This is a genomic window from Veillonella sp. CHU732 (assembly GCF_003992085.1).
Taxonomy (GTDB): Bacteria; Bacillota; Negativicutes; order Veillonellales; family Veillonellaceae; genus F0422.
This window is the reverse complement of the sequence record NZ_RQVC01000015.1, coordinates 19,833-39,676: the sequence shown is the minus strand read 5'-3', so window position 1 is coordinate 39,676 and position 19,844 is coordinate 19,833. Positions and strand designations below refer to the sequence as shown.

Here is a 19,844-nt window from a genome sequence, read left to right as displayed (position 1 = left end):
GTTTCACGTCCCTTTTGTTGTATAGAATAAAGATCAATATATAACGATTCTGAAAGGAGGTCTTATGTTTCATCCCTTTGCATGGCAATTAGTGAAATTGCACCCTCGTTCCTATGGAGGGTTATTATTGCTGACCTTACTTGGTACGGTAGCGACCTTAGGACAAGCCTATGCCTTTGCTCGCATCATTGATAGCTTAGTAGTACAAGGTGAAAGCCTACCCTATGGTACGATGGCTGTATTAGGAGCCATGATTAGTATGCGCATGGTATGTTCTCATGGAGAACAGTGGCTAAGAGACCATATTGCCAGTGCCGTTCATGAGGACCTACGGAATCGAGTGTTACATCATATGATTGCCCAAGGTATTCGTCAATCTGAAAGTGCTGGATCTGTTACCCATATTTTGACAGATGGATTAGACCATGTAGATGCCTATATGAGTCAATATATTCCACAAGCTCTTTATGCTGTATTGATTCCTCTTATGATATCCATAGCTATCATCGATTCTGTATCTTGGATTGGATGGATTTTATTAATGACTTATCCTTTGATTCCTTTCTTTATGATTCTTATCGGTAAACAAGCGGACAAATTAAACAAACAACAATGGGAACGAATGCAATTCTTAGGTGGCCATTTTCTTGATGTATTACAAGGTTTGACGACACTGAAAGTATTTGGTCGTGCCAAAGAACAGGTTCATGTCATAGGACGTTTATCTGGTGAGTTTCGCGATGCCACATTAAAGGTATTGCGTATCGCTTTCTTATCTGCCTTAGTATTGGAATTGATTGGTACCATTAGTACAGCTATGATTGCCGTTTACCTAGGGGTGTCCTTAGTCTATGGTGAGGTAGAGTTTTTGCCGGCGTTCTTTATTTTATTGTTGGCACCAGATTTCTATGCGCCTTTACGACAATTAGGTGCTGCTTTCCATACAGGATTGTCTGGTAAGGTGAGTTTGATAGCCGTGCAAGAGTATCTAACATCTAGTACAGAAGTAGTTCGTACAGGTCAAGAAACACTTAAGAGACCGATACAAACCTTAGAGTTCCGTGATGTGGCGTACGAATATGAGGAAGATCATGTGGGTTTAGAGACTTTCACAGGTGTATTGAAACGTGGATGTTCCTATATGCTAGTCGGTGAAAGCGGAGCGGGCAAAACGACGATATCCAATGTGCTTATGCAATTATTGACGCCTACTAAGGGGCAGGTCACAGTGGATGGCTATGATTTACAGACCTTAGACCGTCATTGGTACCACGAGCAAATTGCCTATCTCAGTCAAACACCGTATATTATGAGTGGTACTTTGCGAGAGAACTTGCAATTTGGATTAGAGGCAACTAATGAGCTATTGTGGAAAGTACTGCACCAAGTGCAATTAGCTGATTTTGTGAGTGCCTTACCATTGGGGTTAGATACGGTGATTGGAGAAGGTGGTTACGGATTATCTGGCGGACAACGCCAACGATTAGCCTTAGGACGGACCTTGTTGCGACCAGCGCAAATCCTTATTCTCGATGAAGTGACAGCCCATTTAGATGTGGAAACAGAAAATTTGATTATGCAGGTACTGCGTGAGTATGGTCAAGATAAAATCGTTCTCTATGTGGGCCATCGTGTACAAACTATGAAGTATGTGGATACTTTATTTGTGATGCAAGCAGGAAGGCTAGTTGAATCCGGTAGTTATACGGATTTAGTGGCACAAAATGGATATTTTGCGTCTTTAGTGAATACCTATAGTAATCCTGTGATGCGGAAAGTAATGGCGAAGAGCGACGATTCTATATGTGTGGACCAAGTTTTAGAAACAACGCATAATACTAATGCTGAATCCCAAGATAGGAAGACTCAATCCGATCTAGCCAATCTATACCAATTAGATGTATTACATGTTAAGGAAGATACTAGAATAAACGCTAAAACGATGGCACAAGAGGAAATCCCTGGGATATACGAAACGGAGTATGACAATGTGACTCCTACTAGGATGAAAGCAAGTACTTCAAAAGGTGAGATGCAACCAAGCGAAACAACAGGTTGCGTGAGACAACAGGATATACGCCGTGGGCTAGTATCGTTATGGAACTTGCTATCTCAACATAGAGTCTTGTTAGTGGGCAGTGTTATGCTTGCCATGGGCACGGTGCTCATGAATATTGGATTACTGACTACGTCTACATGGCTCATAACGAAAGCTTCGGAGCATCCTATATTAGTAGTTCTTAGCTTGGCTATTGTAGGAGTACGATTCTTTGGGATTGGCCGTGCCATCTGTCGCTATGGGGAACGCTATGTGTCCCATTCGATGGCTTTTCAAGGCTTGTATGAACTACGTATCGCCTTCTTTAAGCGGCTAGAACCATTGGTTCCACGCCTCTTTCAATCGATAAAAATGGGCGACCTACTAGGGCGAATTATGGCAGACATTGAGACATTGCAGTTCTTTTATTTGCGCACCTTAGTCCCTAGTCTTTCGTTCATCGGTGTGACGGTATTAGGATGTTTGATGGGATACCAATTGCATCCTATAGTTGCGATAGTGATTGCACTATACAGTATCATTGTAGGTGTGGTGTTGCCAATTATCATTACCTATGCCTTACGACAAGTTCCACCTATGAGGCTACACACAAGAGGACGGATGAAAGAGGAATTAATTGAATCGATTCACGGTGTAGTGGATATCATTATGAGCCATCAAGAAACAAGATTTGTAGAGTCTATGAAAGCATCTTTTAGTGCTTATGATGGTTGGCAAAGTATATGGAATCGTGGTGTTCGCTGGAACCAGACTATCCTACTAGGGCTAGCTCAATCAGCATTACTAGTGGGGGTGGTCGTTGGAGTGTGGGTCATCGATGAAACTGCCTATGGACCACTATGGGTGGCTGTGATCGCTATTGGATTGCAGGCCTACTTTGAAGTATTGCAACCTATGACAGAAGCCTCCTTGCATGGATATGAAAGTGCTTTGGCCATGAATCGATTAGAAGGTCTAGAAGGTCAAGAAAGCCAATATATACAATCAGTAGATCGTGTAAGTAATGATAGTAGTAGAGGCTTGGGCGAATACGTTGATAATGACAGTTCGCACGATGTATCCCCTATGATTCGTATACAATCGCTATCTTTTGCTTACGATGTTCTACCTATTTATGATGGGTTAGACTTGTCGATTCAAAAAGGTGAGAAAGTAGCGATTGTAGGCCCTAGTGGGTCTGGTAAAAGCACCTTATTTGCACTGTTGCAAGGATGGTATACATACAGTGGTACTATCTCTATTGATGGAGTCGATGCAAAGATGCTTTCAGGGGAACAATTGCAATCCTATATGGCATATGCTACCCAAGATATCTATGTATTCCATGCGACTATAGGAGATAATATTCGATTGGCTAAACCGAGTGCAACAGATGAAGAGATTTGGCAAGCTTTGGATGCGGTGCAATTGGCAGACTGGGTACGTAGTCTACCGAAAGGATTGCGTACCATGGTCGGTCAAGGAGGAATGGGACTCAGTGGTGGACAACGACAACGTCTTGGTATGGCGCGATTGTATCTACGTGATGCAGAGATTTTGCTCTTGGATGAGCCACTAGAAGGATTAGACCAAGTCACACGACACTTGGTACAAGATCAATTGAGTACCTTGTTTCAAGGAAAAACTGTTTTATACATCACACACCACATTGAACAGTTGCATGAAATGGATCGTATCTTGTTCTTAGAACAGGGCCACATCGTAGAAAGTGGAACCTATGAAAGTTTATTAGCTTTACAAGGTAGATTCTACGAATACCATCGATTGAGTATGGAGCGAATTTAGTATAGGTGGGGCTTTTCTTTCATTTGTAGGGGGACTATGATATAATTGTGTTAAATTATGAAAGTATATCACTTAGATTCGAATAACCTACTAGATAGGAGATATATATGGGACAATTAGTTACAAAGCTGTTGAAATTAGCCAATGCTGTAACTACACAAACACATATAGAAGCCCCACGTTTACCAGAGCAACTAGAAGATGGAAATACATTGTATGATCATCGTATGCTATCCATTGAGGAAGAAGCGGTGAACCACAAGATGCGATCTGTGGTGCGTAATCATTGTTTTTTTCATTCTATTATCTTTGAGTTTGAACCAAATAATAAGGTATTCATGAATGTCATCACGAAATTGGGGAATGTTATCAATGTAGAATTTGATATTGATGATATTTGGTTTGATGATTATACATCCACCATTCAGCTAAAATTAGATGTGGCTAACGTGGATATGGGGGGCTTATTCTTAAATATTATTACTCATATTTTAGGAAATTGGAGTTTGCATGTATTGGGGATGTTTTTTAATCCTTTCAGTATCGGTAATGATACGTCATCTTTGCGCTTAGAAAAGAAAGGTATTATTCGGTTTGATTTGTCACCGAATAGCCCAGTACGAGACTTCATTCCTTGGCCACAACGACCAAAGGAAAGTGTGGGACCCGTGCTATTAACAGCTATCAAATCGGGACAATCTGTATTGCAAGTGGAGTACTATGCATTCCATCAGAAGCTAGAAACCTATTCAGCTCCTGAAATGCCGGTCAAAACGAACTGGGTACGCTCCATAGATATGGCCGCCGCTTTGTTAATGCCCATAGGGGTATGGGTGAGTTTTATTATCTTGAACCATTACTTACCACATGAAGAATTACAGGATTTTTCTTTTTCTACGTATTTCTTTATTTCCTTAAGTATTTTGCTATTCAGTTTTATCGTCATGAATATTCCTCGGTACATTTATATGTATTTTGAAACGAGGAAAAAATGGCAATCTGTCTTTGTGAGCAATAACATTAAGATACAGATGCGACGATTACAACGACGCATTGCGATGCAAAAGCAGGCCCTAGAGAATGATAAAAACGTTGTGAAACGACAAGAGCATATTGTGGAAATGTTGATGCAAATACGGGATAAACGATTCTTGGCACATCGGTTGAAAGTAGCTGATGAAGATCGGGATCGGAAACAGAAAGTGAAGTTTATCATAGCTTATGTACTGTGTACGTTTCTCGAATGGATGCTCCTTATACACTAAGCACTGATGTATTTTGGGTGGGAGGGGGATATATGTCTGTAAAAAACATGCTGCCGCAAATTGTTTTTTACAGACATATATCCCCCTCTTTTTATACAGTCAGTGCAGAGGTAGGCGTTGCAAGGGAGTATGCAGTAGTAAATGGAATATAAAAAGGACTGTACTTAGTGTTGATGCACTTGGTACAGTCCTTTGTTTATTTTTTAACGTCTGGGACGTTGGTTGGGTTTGCTTTAAATGGCGTTTTCACTGGTGTTGCTTTACTTGGTTCTGGAGCCTCGATGTTGGGGTGTTCCCATTCGAGTTGCATGATGCGGAACTGGTGCTGGTTGGCAAAACGTTTGAGCTGCCAGCTGTCACGTTCTAGTTCTTTTAGTCGCTCTCCGTGAGAGTTACTGATGTTTTCTAGGTTGGTCAAGCGATAGTGAAAGGTATCGCTATGTTCCATGGTGTGATCCGTATCGATGCGTTCTTTCAGAGCGTCAATTTCTAGTTGCTGTGATATCATCCAATAGGTACTGCTTAGTGCGTAGAGGATAATCCAGAACAGGGGCTTCCGTAGGAGAGTGCCTACTTTTAGAAGTAGATTACTCAGCTGCTTCTTCATGGGTGTCGCCAGGGATTAATGGCAAACGCGCCATCACAAAGTCTAACCATAAGCGGGATGCATGAGATAGGTAATGTCCTTTTTTCCAAATCACGTGTAAGGTATGCATAATTTCAGGGTTTACTAAAGGACGTACTACAACGCTGGATCCTACTTTCGTATTTTCGTCTTCCGTAGGGCATAGACGGCTAGGTAATAAAGCAATCGCTAAGTGAGCAGCGACGGTTTGTAACATCAAATCACGTTGACTAGTTTCAAACACAATATGTGGTTGGAATCCTACCGACTTACAAGATTTTACAATTTCATCGTGTAAGTTAAAATCATCTTTGTGCAATACGAAAGATTGATCCGCTAATTGGTCAAGAGAAATGGCATCTTCTTGGGCTAATAGATTATCTTTCGGTAAGATAACACTAAGAGGGTCACTTGTTAAATAGAAAGAATCAAATTCTTTCGCATTAGGTTTAGTACAGATGATGCCTACGTCGATGAGACCTTCTTGGACAGAGATTTCTATTTTTTTAGAACCATGTTCATAAAGTTCTAATTCGATTTGAGGGTAGGTTTGTTTAAACTCACCTAATAATTGCGCAAAGATAGGAGCATCTGTTACTGGTGGTAACCCAATTAATACAGAGCCTTGCTCTAGGCGGAATTCATTTTCGAAATCGATTTTTAAATGCTCAAACATGAACACAACCCGTTTAGCATGGGTTAAAAAGATGGTGCCACCGTCAGTCATTTCAACGGATTTTGCATTACGAATGAATAATACCACACCTAGCTCATCTTCAAGAGCTTTTATAGTACGGCTGATAGCAGATTGTGAAATGTGAAGATTTCTTGCGGCCTTGCTGAAACTTTTTTGATCCGCCACTTCTACGAAGTATTTTAAGTGATGAAAGTCCATAATGCACCTCTTAAATATGGTAATAACAAAAGTCCTCTTTTTTAGTATGCTATTTGAGCAACAATGCATGTATAAATGTAAATTGATAATCGCATAATTAGCAATGCATATAGTCTATATGGTATTGCGAAGTTCTCGTTCTCAATGTATAATGAAACCATAAGGCTATATCAATTTGTTCACGAAGTAGATTAGCTACTTCACAAATTTGCAAAGAGGTACTATATAACTTATATATTATTACATTTTTGCAACATATGCAATCTTTTTAGAAATAAACGATTCATATTTCAAAAACATTTTGATACTCAGAGGGGAAGATTCGGCCAGCGAGTGCTTGGCTAAGAGTCTATATACATCCCCCTATTTTGTATGTAACTACAAGTGTTAATTTTTATTTGCTGTAAGGAGGCTATTTTAACATGCGTAAAATGAAAACTATGGACGGCAACCAAGCTGCAGCTCACGTAGCGTATGGTTTTTCTGAAGTGGCAGCGATTTATCCTATCACTCCATCTTCTCCAATGCCAGAACATGTGGATGAATGGGCAGGACAAGGTCGTAAAAACTTGTTCGGTCATACTGTACAGGTTGTTGAAATGCAATCCGAAGCCGGCGCTGCAGCAGCAGTTCACGGTTCTTTACAAGCGGGCGCATTGACAACTACGTTCACATCTTCTCAAGGTCTATTATTAATGTTACCTAACTTGTACAAAGTGTCTGGTGAGTTACTTCCAGGTGTATTCCACGTAGCAGCTCGTGCTATCGCAGCGCAAGCATTGTCTATCTTTGGTGACCATCAAGACGTTATGGCAGCTCGTGCTGCTGGTTGTGCTATGTTAGCAGAATCCTCTGTACAAGAAGTTATGGATCTTGCTCCAGTTGCGCATTTAACAGCGTTAAAAACTCGCGTTCCTTTCATCAACTTCTTTGACGGTTTCCGTACTTCTCACGAAATCCAAAAAATAGAAGTATTAGAATATGATGAATTAAAACCTTTAGTGGACCAAGACGCTTTAGAAGCATTCCGTCAACGTGCGTTGAACCCAGATGCTCCTGTAACTCGTGGTACTGCTGAAAACCCTGATATCTACTTCCAACATCGTGAAGCTTCTAACCCATTCTATTTACAAGTTCCAAATGTAGTAGAACATTACATGCATGAAATCAATAAAATCACTGGTCGCGATTACCAATTGTTCAATTACTATGGTGCAGCTGATGCAACTGACGTAATCGTAACAATGGGTTCTTCTGCACAAGTAGCTACTGAAACTGTAGATTACTTACGTGCACAAGGCCGTAAAGTTGGTTTCGTACAAGTACACTTATTCCGTCCATTCGCGACAGATCGTTTTGTAGCGGCTCTTCCAAAAACTGTAGAACGCGTAGCAGTATTAGACCGTACAAAAGAGCCAGGTGCATTAGCTGAACCTTTATTCTTAGACGTTCAAGCAGCACTTGTTCAACACAATATCAATGCTAAAGTATTCGGCGGTCGTTATGGTCTTTCTTCTAAAGACGTAATTCCAGCTGACCTTGTAGCAGTATTCGATAACATGTTAGCAGAAGCTGGCAAACGTTTCTTCACATTGGGTATCAATGACGATGTAACTAACTTGTCCTTGAACCGTGCTGAAGGCGTATCCGTAAAAACTGAAGGTTTAACTGGATGTAAATTCTGGGGCTTCGGTTCTGACGGAACTGTAGGTGCTAACAAATCTGCTATCAAAATCATCGGTGACCATACAGATATGTATGCACAAGCATACTTCGACTATGACTCCAAAAAATCTGGTGGTGTGACAATGTCTCACTTGCGTTTTGGTAAAAAACCAATCAACAAACCATACTTGGTAACTGAACCAGAATTTATCGCTTGTCATCGTCAATCTTATGTTCATGAATATGACCTTCTTCGTGGTATTAAACACGGCGGTACATTCTTATTGAACTGTACTTGGTCTCCAGAAGAATTAGCAGAAAAATTACCTGCAAAACTTCGCCGTACAATTGCTGAAAAAGAATTGAACTTCTACATCATCAATGCAGCGAAAATTGCAGCTGAAATTGGTTTGGGTGGCCGTATCAACATGGTTACACAAGCTGCGTTCTTCAAATTGACTGAAGATACAATCATTCCTATCGACAAAGCAGTGGAATACTTAAAAGACTCCATTGAAAAAACATATGGTAAAAAAGGTGCAGACGTTGTTGCAATGAATAACGAAGCTGTTGACCAAGGTGTAGGAGCTCTTGTAAAAGTAGACGTTCCAGCAGAATGGAAAGATGCAAAAGACTCCGAAGATACTTTCGAAAAATCTTCTTGCACAACTTGCCCAAGTTATGTGGCTAACATTGCAAAACCTGTTAATGCACAAGCTGGTTATGATTTACCAGTATCTGCTTTCACAGGCTACGAAGATGGTACATTACCTTCTGGTACAGCTGCATTCGAAAAACGTGGTGCTGCTTTATTCGTTCCTCACTGGATTAAAGAAAACTGTATCCAATGTAACCAATGTTCCTTCGTTTGTCCACATGCGACTATCCGTCCTGTATTAGCGACAGCAGAAGAAGCAGCAGCAGGTCCAGAAAACTTTGAAACAATCCCAGAAATGATGACTAAAGGTGAATTGCAATTCCGTATTGCAGTATCTCCATTAGACTGCTTAGGTTGCGGTAACTGTGTAAACATTTGTCCAGCTCCTAAAGGAAAAGCAATCGAAATGCGCCCTATCGATGGCGAATTAGAATTTGCTCCAGCTTGGGACTATGGTGTAGCATTGCCAACTAAATCTCACCCAATGAAACAAGAAACTGTTAAAGGTTCCCAATTCAAAACTCCATTGCTTGAGTTCTCCGGCGCTTGCGCAGGTTGTGGTGAAACTCCATACGCTAAATTGATTACTCAATTGTTTGGTGACCGTATGATGATTGCCAATGCAACAGGTTGTTCCTCTATCTGGGGTGCATCTATGCCAGCATCTCCATACACTAAAAACCAACAAGGCCAAGGTCCTGCATGGGCTAACTCCTTATTCGAGGATAACGCTGAGTTTGGTTACGGTATGTTCATCGGTACTGAAAAAATCCGTACTCAATTAGCTGAAACTGTAGCTTCCATCGCTGAAACTGCTGATGAAGCAACTAAACAAGTTCTTGACTTATGGTTAGAAAAACGTCTTCAAGGCGAAGGTACTCGTGACCGCGCTAAAGCAGTGATCGATGCTCTTTCCAAAGTAGAACAAACAGAGGCTGTAAAAGAAGTATTGGCTAAAAAACAATACCTTGTAAAACGTTCCCAATGGATCTTCGGTGGTGACGGTTGGGCATACGATATCGGTTTCGGTGGCCTTGACCATGTATTGGCTTCCGGCGAAGACGTTAACGTATTCGTATTCGATACAGAAGTATACTCCAACACTGGCGGTCAAGCATCTAAATCTACTCGCGTAGGTGCGGTTGCTCAATTCGCTGCACAAGGTAAACGTACAAACAAAAAAGACCTTGGCATGATCGCTATGACATATGGCAACATCTATGTGGCTCAAGTTGGTATGGGTGCTGACATGAACCAATTGATGAAAGCATTAGCAGAAGCTGAAGCATATCCAGGTCCATCCCTAATCATCGCTTACGCTCCATGTATCAACCATGGTATCAAAGGTGGTATGGGTAATGCACAAGCTGAAACTAAACAAGCTGTTGCATCCGGTTACTGGGATCTATACCGTTACAACCCAGCATTAAAAGCACAAGGCAAAAACCCATTCAGCCTTGACTCCAAAGAACCTGATTACGAATTATTCGATTCCTTCTTAGGAAAAGAAGTTCGTTACACATCTTTGGGTAAAGCAGTTCCTGCAATGAGCAAAGAATTGTTAGAAATCAACAAACAATTAGCTAAAGAACGCCGTCAATCCTATGTACGTTTACAAAAAGGATTTGAAGACGAATTACAACAAGGCTAATCAATAGCGAATGTAATATGAAAAGGCTCTCCTTCGGGAGAGCCTTTTTATCGGAGTTGTATGAAGGTATTTTTTACTGTATAACCTATTAGTAATTTATGCAAAGTATATTGCTACAAAGTTATAGATAATATATAAAGTTAAAGGGATAATCCTTGACAAATAGACCTTAATAACGTATACTAATTGAGTATTAACAAGTAGAAGCCATCCGCTTCTCACCTGATGTCATGAAATGTTGGGTACAGATAGTTATAAACTATGCTCGGATGGCCTTGTGCCATCCGATTTTTTTATCCCTTTGGAGGTGACTAGTATTAGCAAAGATACACCGCGTATTAATGAAGAAATCCGTGCTCGCGAAGTTCGTGTCGTAAGTGCAGATAATGATCAGTTAGGTATTATGTCTGTTCGTGATGCCTTAGCTATGGCTGAAGAACAACATTTAGATCTAGTAGAAGTAGCGCCTAATGGTAAACCACCAGTTTGTCGTATTATGAACTATGGTAAATACCGTTATGAGCAACAAAAACGCGAAAAAGAAGCAAAGAAGAAGCAAAAAACTTTCACATTGAAAGAAGTGAAGCTTCGTCCTCACATCGAAGATCATGATTTTTATGTAAAACTTAAAAATGCAGCTAAATTCTTAGGTGATGGTAATAAAGTTAAGGTAACGATCATGTTCCGCGGTCGTGAATTGAGCCACCCAGAATTGGGGCTTAATGTGCTGACTCGTTTTGCTGGTGAATTAACTGACCAAGCGGTTGTTGAAAAAGAAGCGAAACTAGAAGGCCGAAACATGACAATGATTTTAGCTAAAAAAGGTAATTAGGAGGAAGAATAATGCCAAAGATTAAAACTCGTCGCGCAGCGGCTAAACGTTTCCAAGTAACAGGTAGTGGTGAATTCAAACGTGCAAAAGCTTTCAAAAGCCATATTTTAGAGAAAAAATCTCCAGCACGTAAACGTAATCTTCGTAAAGCTACATTGGTTAGTAAATCCGACTACAAACGCGTAGTAAAATGCTTACCATACGCATAAGATGCAAATATTTTAGTAACATATAACGATATTGGAGGAATACAATAATGGCAAGAGTAAAAACAGGCGTAACAGCGCATGCACGTCATAAAAAAATCTTAAAATTAGCTAAAGGTTACCGCGGTACACGTTCTCGCTTATTCAAAAAAGCAAACGAATCCGTAATGAAAGCATTATATTATGCTCGTCGTGACCGTCGTGCTAAAAAACGTGAGTTCCGTAAATTATGGATCGCTCGTATCAATGCAGCAAGCCGTATCAACGGTTTATCCTACAGCCGTTTCATCGCTGGTTTAACTAAAGCTGGTGTAGAAATCAACCGTAAAATGTTGGCTGACTTGGCAGTACATGATGCAGCTGCATTCGCGAAATTAGTAGAAATCGCTAAAAACGCGTAAGACAAATAGATAATTGACCTATGTAATAGGTTGCGTATAGAAGAACAGCTCTTTGGGGCTGTTCTTTTTTGCAATTGAACTGACAAGACATACTGAAAGTGTCGTATTTATGGCGCTTGTAGATAGTGGTGCATGAATGCGCTAGCAATATAGTAAACTATATACAAATACCCTTGAACAGTATCATTCAAGGGTATTTTGCTCTATTCATATGGAATAATCTAACATCTATTCCACTAATGCCGATATTCAATTATCTAAAGAATCGTCCCACCACAGGTAATCGAGCTCCATCGTTTTTATTTAAACCTTTCAGTACAATCATGATAGCTATATAGATAAGTGCACCTATGATAGCGGTGATCATAATGTTAAAGAAGGTAGGGATACTTCCTTGTAAGAGTGGATAGAAATAATACATAGCTACGCCCATGATGGAGGCGGAGATGATGTTTTTACCCAATAAGATAAGGTCAATAAAGTAGCCTGTATGGCGATGAATCCAGATAAGATTCAATAGGGCAGCAAAACCAATGTCGGCGACAGTGGCGTAGGCAGCGCCGCCAATACCTAAGGCAGGGATAGCCGTTAATTCCCAGTTTAAGATGACTTTCACAATGGCTGCGATGCCCATGTTGATAACGGGAATGCGTGGTTTCCCCAAACCTTGCAAGATACCTGTCGTGACTTGGTGAAGACCTAAAAAGAAAATGGCCCACGCTAAGATTTGCGTTGCTTCTGCGGCACGTGGTGCGTTATAAATAGTGGATACCACTGGTTCTGCCAAAACGTATAGCATCACCGTGAAAGGAATCGTTGCCACAAAGGTTAACCGCATAGAACCTGCCGTGCGATAGTAGACTTGTTTTATATCGTTAATGGATACAGCGTTGGAAACAGCTGGCACAATGCTTGTGGCAATGGCTGCCGTAATGATGGTTGCCAAGTTGATGAGCGGTACCGCCATACCAGATAAATATCCGTATAGCTCCGTAGCCTCGTGGAGCGGATACCCGATATCGATCAATCGCCGTGGAATGATGGCCACATCGAGCATGGCTACGATAGGTAACATCATACTAGCCAAGGCGATAGGAATGGATAAATTGATTAAACGACGAATGATAGACTTGGAACTTTCAGGTAGTTCTGTAGTTATCATCGGTTCGTCTAATTGTTTTGGTAGGCGATAGTAATAGTACATGAGTACCACTAAGGCACCGACTGCGCCGATACCTGCCCCCAAGCTAGCACCACCAGCAGCCACATCTAATCCATAAGGAAGCAAGATATATGCCGCACCCAACATCACTACAACACGTAGTAACTGTTCTACAATTTGGCTGATGGCGGTAGGTGTCATCATTTGCCAACCTTGTAAGTAGCCTCGATAGCAAGAAATGAGGGTGACAAAGAATACCGCAGGTGATAGAGCGATTAATGAATAGTATGCTCTAGGGTCTGTAATGAAATTAATGTCAATAAGCCATTGGGCAGAGCCATAGACAGCAATACTGAACAATAGACCGAGAACAAATAGCATTTTGAAAGAAATAGAAAATACTTTCTTGGCTCCCAGTAAATCGTGTTTTGCTAATGTTTCTGCGGTCATAATAGAAATGGCAATAGGAATTCCTGCGCTGGATAACTGTAGCGCCAATAAGTACGCTGGAAATGCCATTTGGTAGATACCGATACCCTCACCGCTGAGAACACGGGATAAGAAAATCCAGTTCAAGCTACCAATAGCTTTCACCACAAACCCCGCAATCGTCAAGATGAGTGTACCCTGTAAAAATCGATTAACCATGATATCTCCTATACTGAAAGATTCGATTGAATCTATGAAAGACTTACTTTTAATTGTACCATAGAATAGGCATGTTCTCAATCATATTGACAACCTTTGAGAATATAGATTTTTCTTGAATCGCTCTAGTAGATACGGTATAATAACAATATATAGTCATTAATAATGTATTTAATTATATATTACAAGGAGGCCCATTATGCCATTAGTATCTACGAAAGAGATGTTTGAAAAAGCCTATGCTGGCGGCTATGCCATTGGTGCGTTCAATGTAAACGACATGGAAATTATCCAAGGTATTGTGGATGCGGCAAAGGTAGAGCAAGCTCCATTGATCTTGCAAGTATCTGCAGGGGCTCGTAAATATGCTAAGCCTGTGTATTTAACAAAATTGGTGGAAGCTGCTTTAATCGATACAGATCTTCCTATCGCTTTGCATTTGGACCATGGTGATGATTTTGAAATTTGTAAAGATTGCATCGACAGCGGCTTTACTTCCGTTATGATTGATGGTTCTAAACATCCTTTTGAAAAAAATGTAGAGTTAACTGCTCGTGTAGTGGAATATGCTCACAAACATGGCGTTGTAGTAGAAGGTGAATTAGGCCGTTTAGCAGGTGTGGAAGATGATGTAAACGTTAGCGAAAAAGATGCGTTGTTTACCGATCCAGGGGAAGCCGCTGAATTCGTTCGTTTAACAGGGGTTGACTCCTTGGCGATTGCTATTGGTACAAGCCATGGAGCTTATAAATTCAAAGGTACTCCATACTTAGACTTTGACCGTTTAGAACGAGTAGGCGAATTGCTACCGAACTTCCCAATCGTATTGCATGGTGCATCCTCTGTACCACAAGCATTCGTAGAAAAATGTAACTCCTTCGGTGGAGCAATCCCAGGTGCACAAGGGGTACCTGAAGATATGCTTCGTAAAGCAGCCACAATGGCAGTGTGCAAAATTAACATCGATACAGACTTGCGCTTAGCGATGACGGCAAGCATTCGTGAAGTATTAGCCAATAATCCTGCTGAGTTTGATCCTCGTAAATACTTGGGACCTGGCCGTGAGGCAATCCAAGCTATGGTGCAACATAAAATTAAAAATGTATTAGGTTGCAACAACAAAATTTAATTTGATTTGAGAAAAGCTGGCGTGCCCTTAAGGTGTGTCAGTTTTTTTGCATGAGAGAGGAGATACTTATTTTAGACTTATAAGATAAAAAGAAGTTCATAATATGAGAAAAGGAGAATTAATGGAGGCACAACTATTAATGTAGGCAACCCATTTAATTTATGGTATAGTAAAGATGAAAATACATATCTATATACATTTGTGGAGGGATTATGTTTTGTAAGAAGTGTGGCAATAAGATTGTGGAGGGTGCTAAATTTTGTAGATATTGTGGATGTGAAGTGGGGCAAAAGGGGAGATCTGATAATGAGAAGACCGAGCAAAAAAGTGTTCCCCAATTCCAACAGAATAATGTAGAGAAGGAATTTACAGTAGAGCAAGCACTGCCGAATGCAGCAGAAGTAAATCAAATTACTGCGCATCAAAGTTTACCTCTGCAAATACAGCAAGTTAGTATATCAAAGGCTAATTTTAGTGTACTATCAGATTTTAAAAGAGAGTTTTTAGAGCGTTATTTTAACTTTAAAGGACGAACTTCACGACGGGCATTTCTTGGATATTGTCTGATTCAAATGCTGATAAGTACAGCCATCATTGCGATTGTCTACTTAGTGATAGTAAAAATGAATTCTATAGAAGCTATTTTATACGGTTCAGGTATACTATTTTCTAGTGCATTGCTCACGAATTTTATATTTTTAATTCCTAATGTGGCAACGACTGTAAGACGCCTTCATGATATTGGTAAAAGTGGATGGTGGTATCTATTAATAGGGATTCCATTTATAAATTTATATGTTGTCTATTTATTACTTTTATCAGGGAATAAGGGAGAGAATATATATGGACCAACAGAACAGTTTGATTGTTCACTAGAGGCAGAGATATCCGAATCACAATCTAGGTATAAGAAAGAAGCAGCGATTATAGGAGTTCTATGTATTCTTTTCTTAGGAATTATTATAAAGTCTGCATCGGATATGACAGATAGTATAAATGGTGATACTACAAAATCAACAGCGACAGCTACAACATCTAAACAGGTTGGAAGAGAGGGAGGTACGTCTAAAACACAAGAACAACCTGTAGATCCTAATGTACAAATTGCCAATGAAGCGAAGAATGCCTTATTAGCATACCACCAAGCTATCTCGAATAGAGACATTAGCAAAGCCTATTATTTAATGACACCTGAGAGACAACATGAATTAGGGGGATTAGATAATATGCGAAGAGGATATAGTACGACGATTTCGAGTACTGTGGTGGATGCTAAACCTAGTCATGTAGAACCGAATAAAGTGGTATTTCAATATAAATTGAATGCGAAGGATTCTATAAATGGTCGAATCAAGATACAAACATTTACAGGTGATGTGACGATGGTTAAAAATAATGGTCAATGGTATGTATCTGATATGACCGGAAATTTAGTAGGAACTTCGTACCAGTAGAAAGGAAAATTGATGAGTGTATGTAAAAAATTGTGGTGTAGTATCTGTGTGGCAACTGCATTGCTTGCTGTGATGGGGTGCTCATTTAATGGGGGTAATTCTTCTGAGCAAATAGATACAAAAGCAGTTGCCGCTGATCATGATTTAACAGTTGATGAGCGAGCAGATAAAATTGTGGCTGCTATGTCGGATGCAGAAAAAGTAGGCCAATTAGTTGTGATTGGTGTTCATGGTACATCTATCAATGAAGATATGAAGTATATGTTGGGAGAATACCACTTTGGTGGTGTTGTTTTATTCGACCGCAATATGCAATCAAAGGAGCAAGTAAAACAACTATTAGGAGACTTGCAAAGTTATGCGAAAAAGAATGAAAAAATTGGACTGTTTTTAGCGGTGGACCAAGAGGGTGGTGCTGTAGCTCGCATGCAAGATGGCCTTGTGAAAGTACCGGCTGCACAAGATCTTGGCATACAGGATATATCAGTAGCTGAAAACTATGCAAAACAGGCAAGCCAGGAATTGGCAGAACTAGGTTTCAATCTCAACTTTGCACCAGTAGTTGACTTAGGACTTACGTATGGACGTTCTTTTAGTCAACATAATCCTGACCGTGTAGTGCAATATGCGGGAGCTGTGGCAAAGGCTTATGAGAGTAATGGATTACAATTTTCATTCAAACATTTTCCTGGCATAGGTAAAGCTGATGTAGACCTTCATGAGAAAGAAAATACAATTAATGTGACGAAAGATGTATTAGTATCAGAAGATTTGAAGCCTTACAAAGAATTGATTCCACAGTTTTCTCAAACGAGTTATATGGTGATGGTATCACATGCGAAATACCCAGCCTTTGATGCTAAAAATCCGGCTAGTTTAAGTCCTGAAATTATGAATGGGTTGTTGCGTAAAGAATTAGGTTTTCAAGGGGTTATCGTGACAGATGATATGGAAATGGGAGCTGTAGCAAATCATTACACATTCGAGGAAATGGCAGTGAAAACAATCCAATCTGGAGCAGATATAGTGCTTATTTGCCATGAATATACACATATGGTAGATGCCTATAATGCGTTGTTGAAAGCTGTACGAAGTGGTATTATCACACAAGAACGATTAGATGCATCGGTGAAACGAATTGTAAAAATGAAGTTGGAAAATAAATTATTGATGCAATAGTATAATAGTTGAGAAAGAGGTAGTATATGAGTAATGATCGTGTTATTTCTTATGCTGATTTAAGCGCTATAGAAAATAGTTTAAGAAGTTTAGATATTAGATTAGATGAAAATAATGCTAATATATCAATCATAAAAAAAGATGTACAAAAGCTCAATCAAGATCTTATCAAATTGCATAATGATATTGCTGAGTTTATTTCATATCAAGCAAATCAGAATCGCTTAGGTAGAGCAGAAACTAGAATTGTTCAAATTCGACAAGAAATAGAAAAAAAGTTTGGGCACTATGATTTTGTAAGACGAACGATTAGAGGCGTTTTACAAGCCAATGATATGGGGGTTATTAGAGAAGAAACCATTAAAACTGCAACTGAAGAAGTGATGTTGTCAACCCCTAATTATTGGCTAGCTCCTGCGTTAGTAGCATTATCTTCTTGGATTTGCAATAATCAGGAACTAGCTAATAAAGCTATGTTTGAAGCAATACGATTAGATAATGAAAAAACGTCGTTATTATTTACATTAATATGTAGACGAAGTGGAAGAAAAAGCGCTTCATTAAAATGGGCTTATCGCTATTTGGCAGCCCAAGATGAAGAAGCGATTGATAGAAAAACAATGATTATTTTAGATTGTTTTTCTAATGGCTTACTTGGTGCGGATAGTGAATCTAGAATTTCGTCGATTCTTAATAGTTGGATTGCTAGATTATCGGAGAAACCAGGCTTCGTTGATAAGCAAAGACAACAATGGGTTAAGGCTTTATCAGGGCATTTACAGCAAGTTGATGATAATACCTATGCGTATTTAGCGACATATAGTCCAACATGGGATATATTAAAAAATCTATTATCTTATGCAGCTCTTAATAATACATTTTTTTATTATTTTAAGGATATATTAGAACAGCCGGTAGATTCAGAGGGGCTAGTAGCTGAATTAGATATAGTCTTACAAAGTTTAGTGGAAAATTTTGATGAAGAAGAAAAGCCGCTTCGTAAGGAAGAACGATTAGAAGTACTTGTTAAAGAACAAAACGGTGATGAAGCAGCTGCAAAAACGCTCTTCAAACAAGAAGAGTCTACATTAGAGGAAAAAATAGATTTCACAAAACTTTTGACCAATGCTGTATTATATCCGGACTTAGTAAATGCAAGTATATCTACACAAAAAATTGCGTTAGCCTTATCTAAAGGATGGATTATTGATGCCTATAGAGATATGGTTGTAAACTATAGAATGAATGTACCATTACAGATTGAACTAAAAATCAAAGATTATACAGCACAGACTAGTGATGGAGCTAATGAGTCAGAAGTGATAAAGGATTTTTTAGACTATGCAAATAGAGAGGAAGCTCGAGATTTAGCTGCATTAGCAGATCCAGAAGGGGAAGAAAATAAAATCAAGGTATTCTGGATATTAGCGGGACTTGGGGTATTAATTTGTTTTGCTAACCCATTCATTGGTATTCCGGTAGTATTGATTTTTGGTATTTGGGCTTTTAGTAAGCAAAAAGCGAGAGCAGAACGTGCTGAGAGAAGAGTAGAATTGGCTCGAGAATATGAAGAATTCAGAAATAAAGGTACGGAGGTTATTCGTAACTTTATGGCTGAAGTAGTAGATTATCGTGATGAATTTTTAACTCGAGATCAAGAAAGTGAAACGGTCATTGATTTGGTACAGGCCGTTACAACCTCTCAGTATATAAAGCATCAACCAGATGAGATTACTCGAAATATTAAAGTGTAGGAGAAAAAGTGATGGATGCAAAAGATAAAGTAGCTTTTATAAACTCTGTAGGGAATACAGCTGTGGAAGAAAATACAAATAATACACAAAGTATAGAAACTGTATTTTGTATTGAGTGTGGAACTTCTAACTCTATAGATGCTAAGTTTTGTGAAAACTGTGGTACTGCAATAGATCAAGTAGTTAATGATGAAGTATATGTAGTTGATAGCGAAGATGATACTTTAGTAGAATCAGAGGGCCATCAAAGTAAAGTTTACGATTCATATCAAGATATACAAGTAACGCCTAAGAAAAAACGTTATATTTCGGAAATAAGCGCTGTAAAAATTGATAAAATTATACAAAATATGGAAGATGGTCAATTAGTAGCTATTAAGCTAGCAGAACAGTTAGATAAGAGTAAAGCAATCGCAACAGGATTACCAGAATGGAGTTTAGAGCCACCTGAAGAGCTTGTTAGGAGAATAAAGTAA

14 protein-coding genes and 1 other annotated feature are annotated in these 19,844 nt (G+C 39.4%); of the genes, 11 read left to right on the top strand and 3 right to left on the bottom strand.

Going from position 1 to position 19,844, the window contains the following annotated elements:
* Positions 1 to 64 precede the first annotated feature (64 nt).
* Both cydD and EO121_RS07200 read left to right on the top strand, forming a co-directional pair.
* Positions 65 to 3,844 carry a thiol reductant ABC exporter subunit CydD gene (gene cydD, locus EO121_RS07205; RefSeq protein WP_127167079.1) on the top strand — a complete coding sequence of 1,260 codons (3,780 nt, stop codon included), beginning with the start codon at positions 65 to 67 and terminating at the stop codon, positions 3,842 to 3,844.
* Between the two features lie 107 nt (positions 3,845 to 3,951).
* On the top strand, positions 3,952 to 5,109 hold the full coding sequence (locus EO121_RS07200) for a hypothetical protein (protein ID WP_127167077.1): 1,158 nt from the start codon (positions 3,952 to 3,954) through the stop codon (positions 5,107 to 5,109).
* A 196-nt stretch (positions 5,110 to 5,305) separates the two neighbouring features.
* Here EO121_RS07200 and EO121_RS08670 read toward each other — a convergent pair whose 3' ends face one another.
* Together EO121_RS08670 and EO121_RS07190 are read right to left on the bottom strand one after the other, a co-directional pair.
* Positions 5,306 to 5,557 carry a hypothetical protein gene (locus EO121_RS08670; RefSeq protein ID WP_164725890.1) on the bottom strand — a complete coding sequence of 84 codons (252 nt, stop codon included), beginning with the start codon at positions 5,555 to 5,557 and terminating at the stop codon, positions 5,306 to 5,308.
* A gap of 139 nt (positions 5,558 to 5,696) precedes the next feature.
* Entirely contained in the window at positions 5,697 to 6,629 is a 933-nt protein-coding gene (locus tag EO121_RS07190) for a LysR family transcriptional regulator (protein ID WP_127167073.1), read from the bottom strand.
* Between the two features lie 422 nt (positions 6,630 to 7,051).
* Between EO121_RS07190 and nifJ the strand changes: the two genes are divergently transcribed.
* The 4 genes from nifJ to rplT all read left to right on the top strand — a co-directional run bounded on the left by nifJ (position 7,052) and on the right by rplT (position 12,042).
* Positions 7,052 to 10,603, top strand: coding sequence for a pyruvate:ferredoxin (flavodoxin) oxidoreductase (gene nifJ / locus EO121_RS07185; RefSeq protein WP_127167071.1), 3,552 nt, complete (start codon positions 7,052 to 7,054; stop codon positions 10,601 to 10,603).
* A gap of 192 nt (positions 10,604 to 10,795) precedes the next feature.
* Positions 10,796 to 10,905: a sequence feature (ribosomal protein L20 leader region), on the top strand.
* 5 nt (positions 10,906 to 10,910) lie between these two features.
* Positions 10,911 to 11,435, top strand: a complete 525-nt coding sequence (gene infC / locus EO121_RS07180; RefSeq protein WP_009354125.1) for a translation initiation factor IF-3 — start codon at positions 10,911 to 10,913, stop codon at positions 11,433 to 11,435.
* Positions 11,436 to 11,446: 11 nt separating this feature from the next.
* Positions 11,447 to 11,644 (top strand): 50S ribosomal protein L35, encoded by a 198-nt coding sequence (rpmI, locus tag EO121_RS07175; protein WP_009354135.1) that lies wholly within the window; start codon positions 11,447 to 11,449, stop codon positions 11,642 to 11,644.
* 47 nt (positions 11,645 to 11,691) lie between these two features.
* Entirely contained in the window at positions 11,692 to 12,042 is a 351-nt protein-coding gene (gene rplT / locus EO121_RS07170; protein ID WP_126939044.1) for a 50S ribosomal protein L20, read from the top strand.
* A 253-nt stretch (positions 12,043 to 12,295) separates the two neighbouring features.
* On the opposite strand, the gene EO121_RS07165 is transcribed toward rplT, so the two are convergent.
* Positions 12,296 to 13,852, bottom strand: coding sequence for a polysaccharide biosynthesis protein (locus EO121_RS07165; RefSeq protein ID WP_127167069.1), 1,557 nt, complete (start codon positions 13,850 to 13,852; stop codon positions 12,296 to 12,298).
* A 199-nt stretch (positions 13,853 to 14,051) separates the two neighbouring features.
* Here EO121_RS07165 and fba point away from each other — a divergent pair, with 199 nt between their 5' ends.
* The 5 genes from fba (at position 14,052) to EO121_RS07140 (ending at position 19,844) form a co-directional block, all read left to right on the top strand.
* A complete protein-coding gene (fba, locus tag EO121_RS07160) occupies positions 14,052 to 14,981 on the top strand; it encodes a class II fructose-1,6-bisphosphate aldolase (protein WP_127167067.1) in 930 nt (309 codons plus the stop codon).
* Positions 14,982 to 15,193: 212 nt separating this feature from the next.
* Entirely contained in the window at positions 15,194 to 16,435 is a 1,242-nt protein-coding gene (locus EO121_RS07155; protein ID WP_127167065.1) for a DUF805 domain-containing protein, read from the top strand.
* A 12-nt stretch (positions 16,436 to 16,447) separates the two neighbouring features.
* Complete coding sequence (locus EO121_RS07150; protein WP_127167063.1) at positions 16,448 to 17,614, top strand: glycoside hydrolase family 3 N-terminal domain-containing protein; 1,167 nt, start codon at positions 16,448 to 16,450, stop codon at positions 17,612 to 17,614.
* A gap of 26 nt (positions 17,615 to 17,640) precedes the next feature.
* Positions 17,641 to 19,368 (top strand): hypothetical protein, encoded by a 1,728-nt coding sequence (locus EO121_RS07145; RefSeq protein WP_127167061.1) that lies wholly within the window; start codon positions 17,641 to 17,643, stop codon positions 19,366 to 19,368.
* A gap of 11 nt (positions 19,369 to 19,379) precedes the next feature.
* Entirely contained in the window at positions 19,380 to 19,844 is a 465-nt protein-coding gene (locus tag EO121_RS07140) for a zinc ribbon domain-containing protein (protein ID WP_127167059.1), read from the top strand.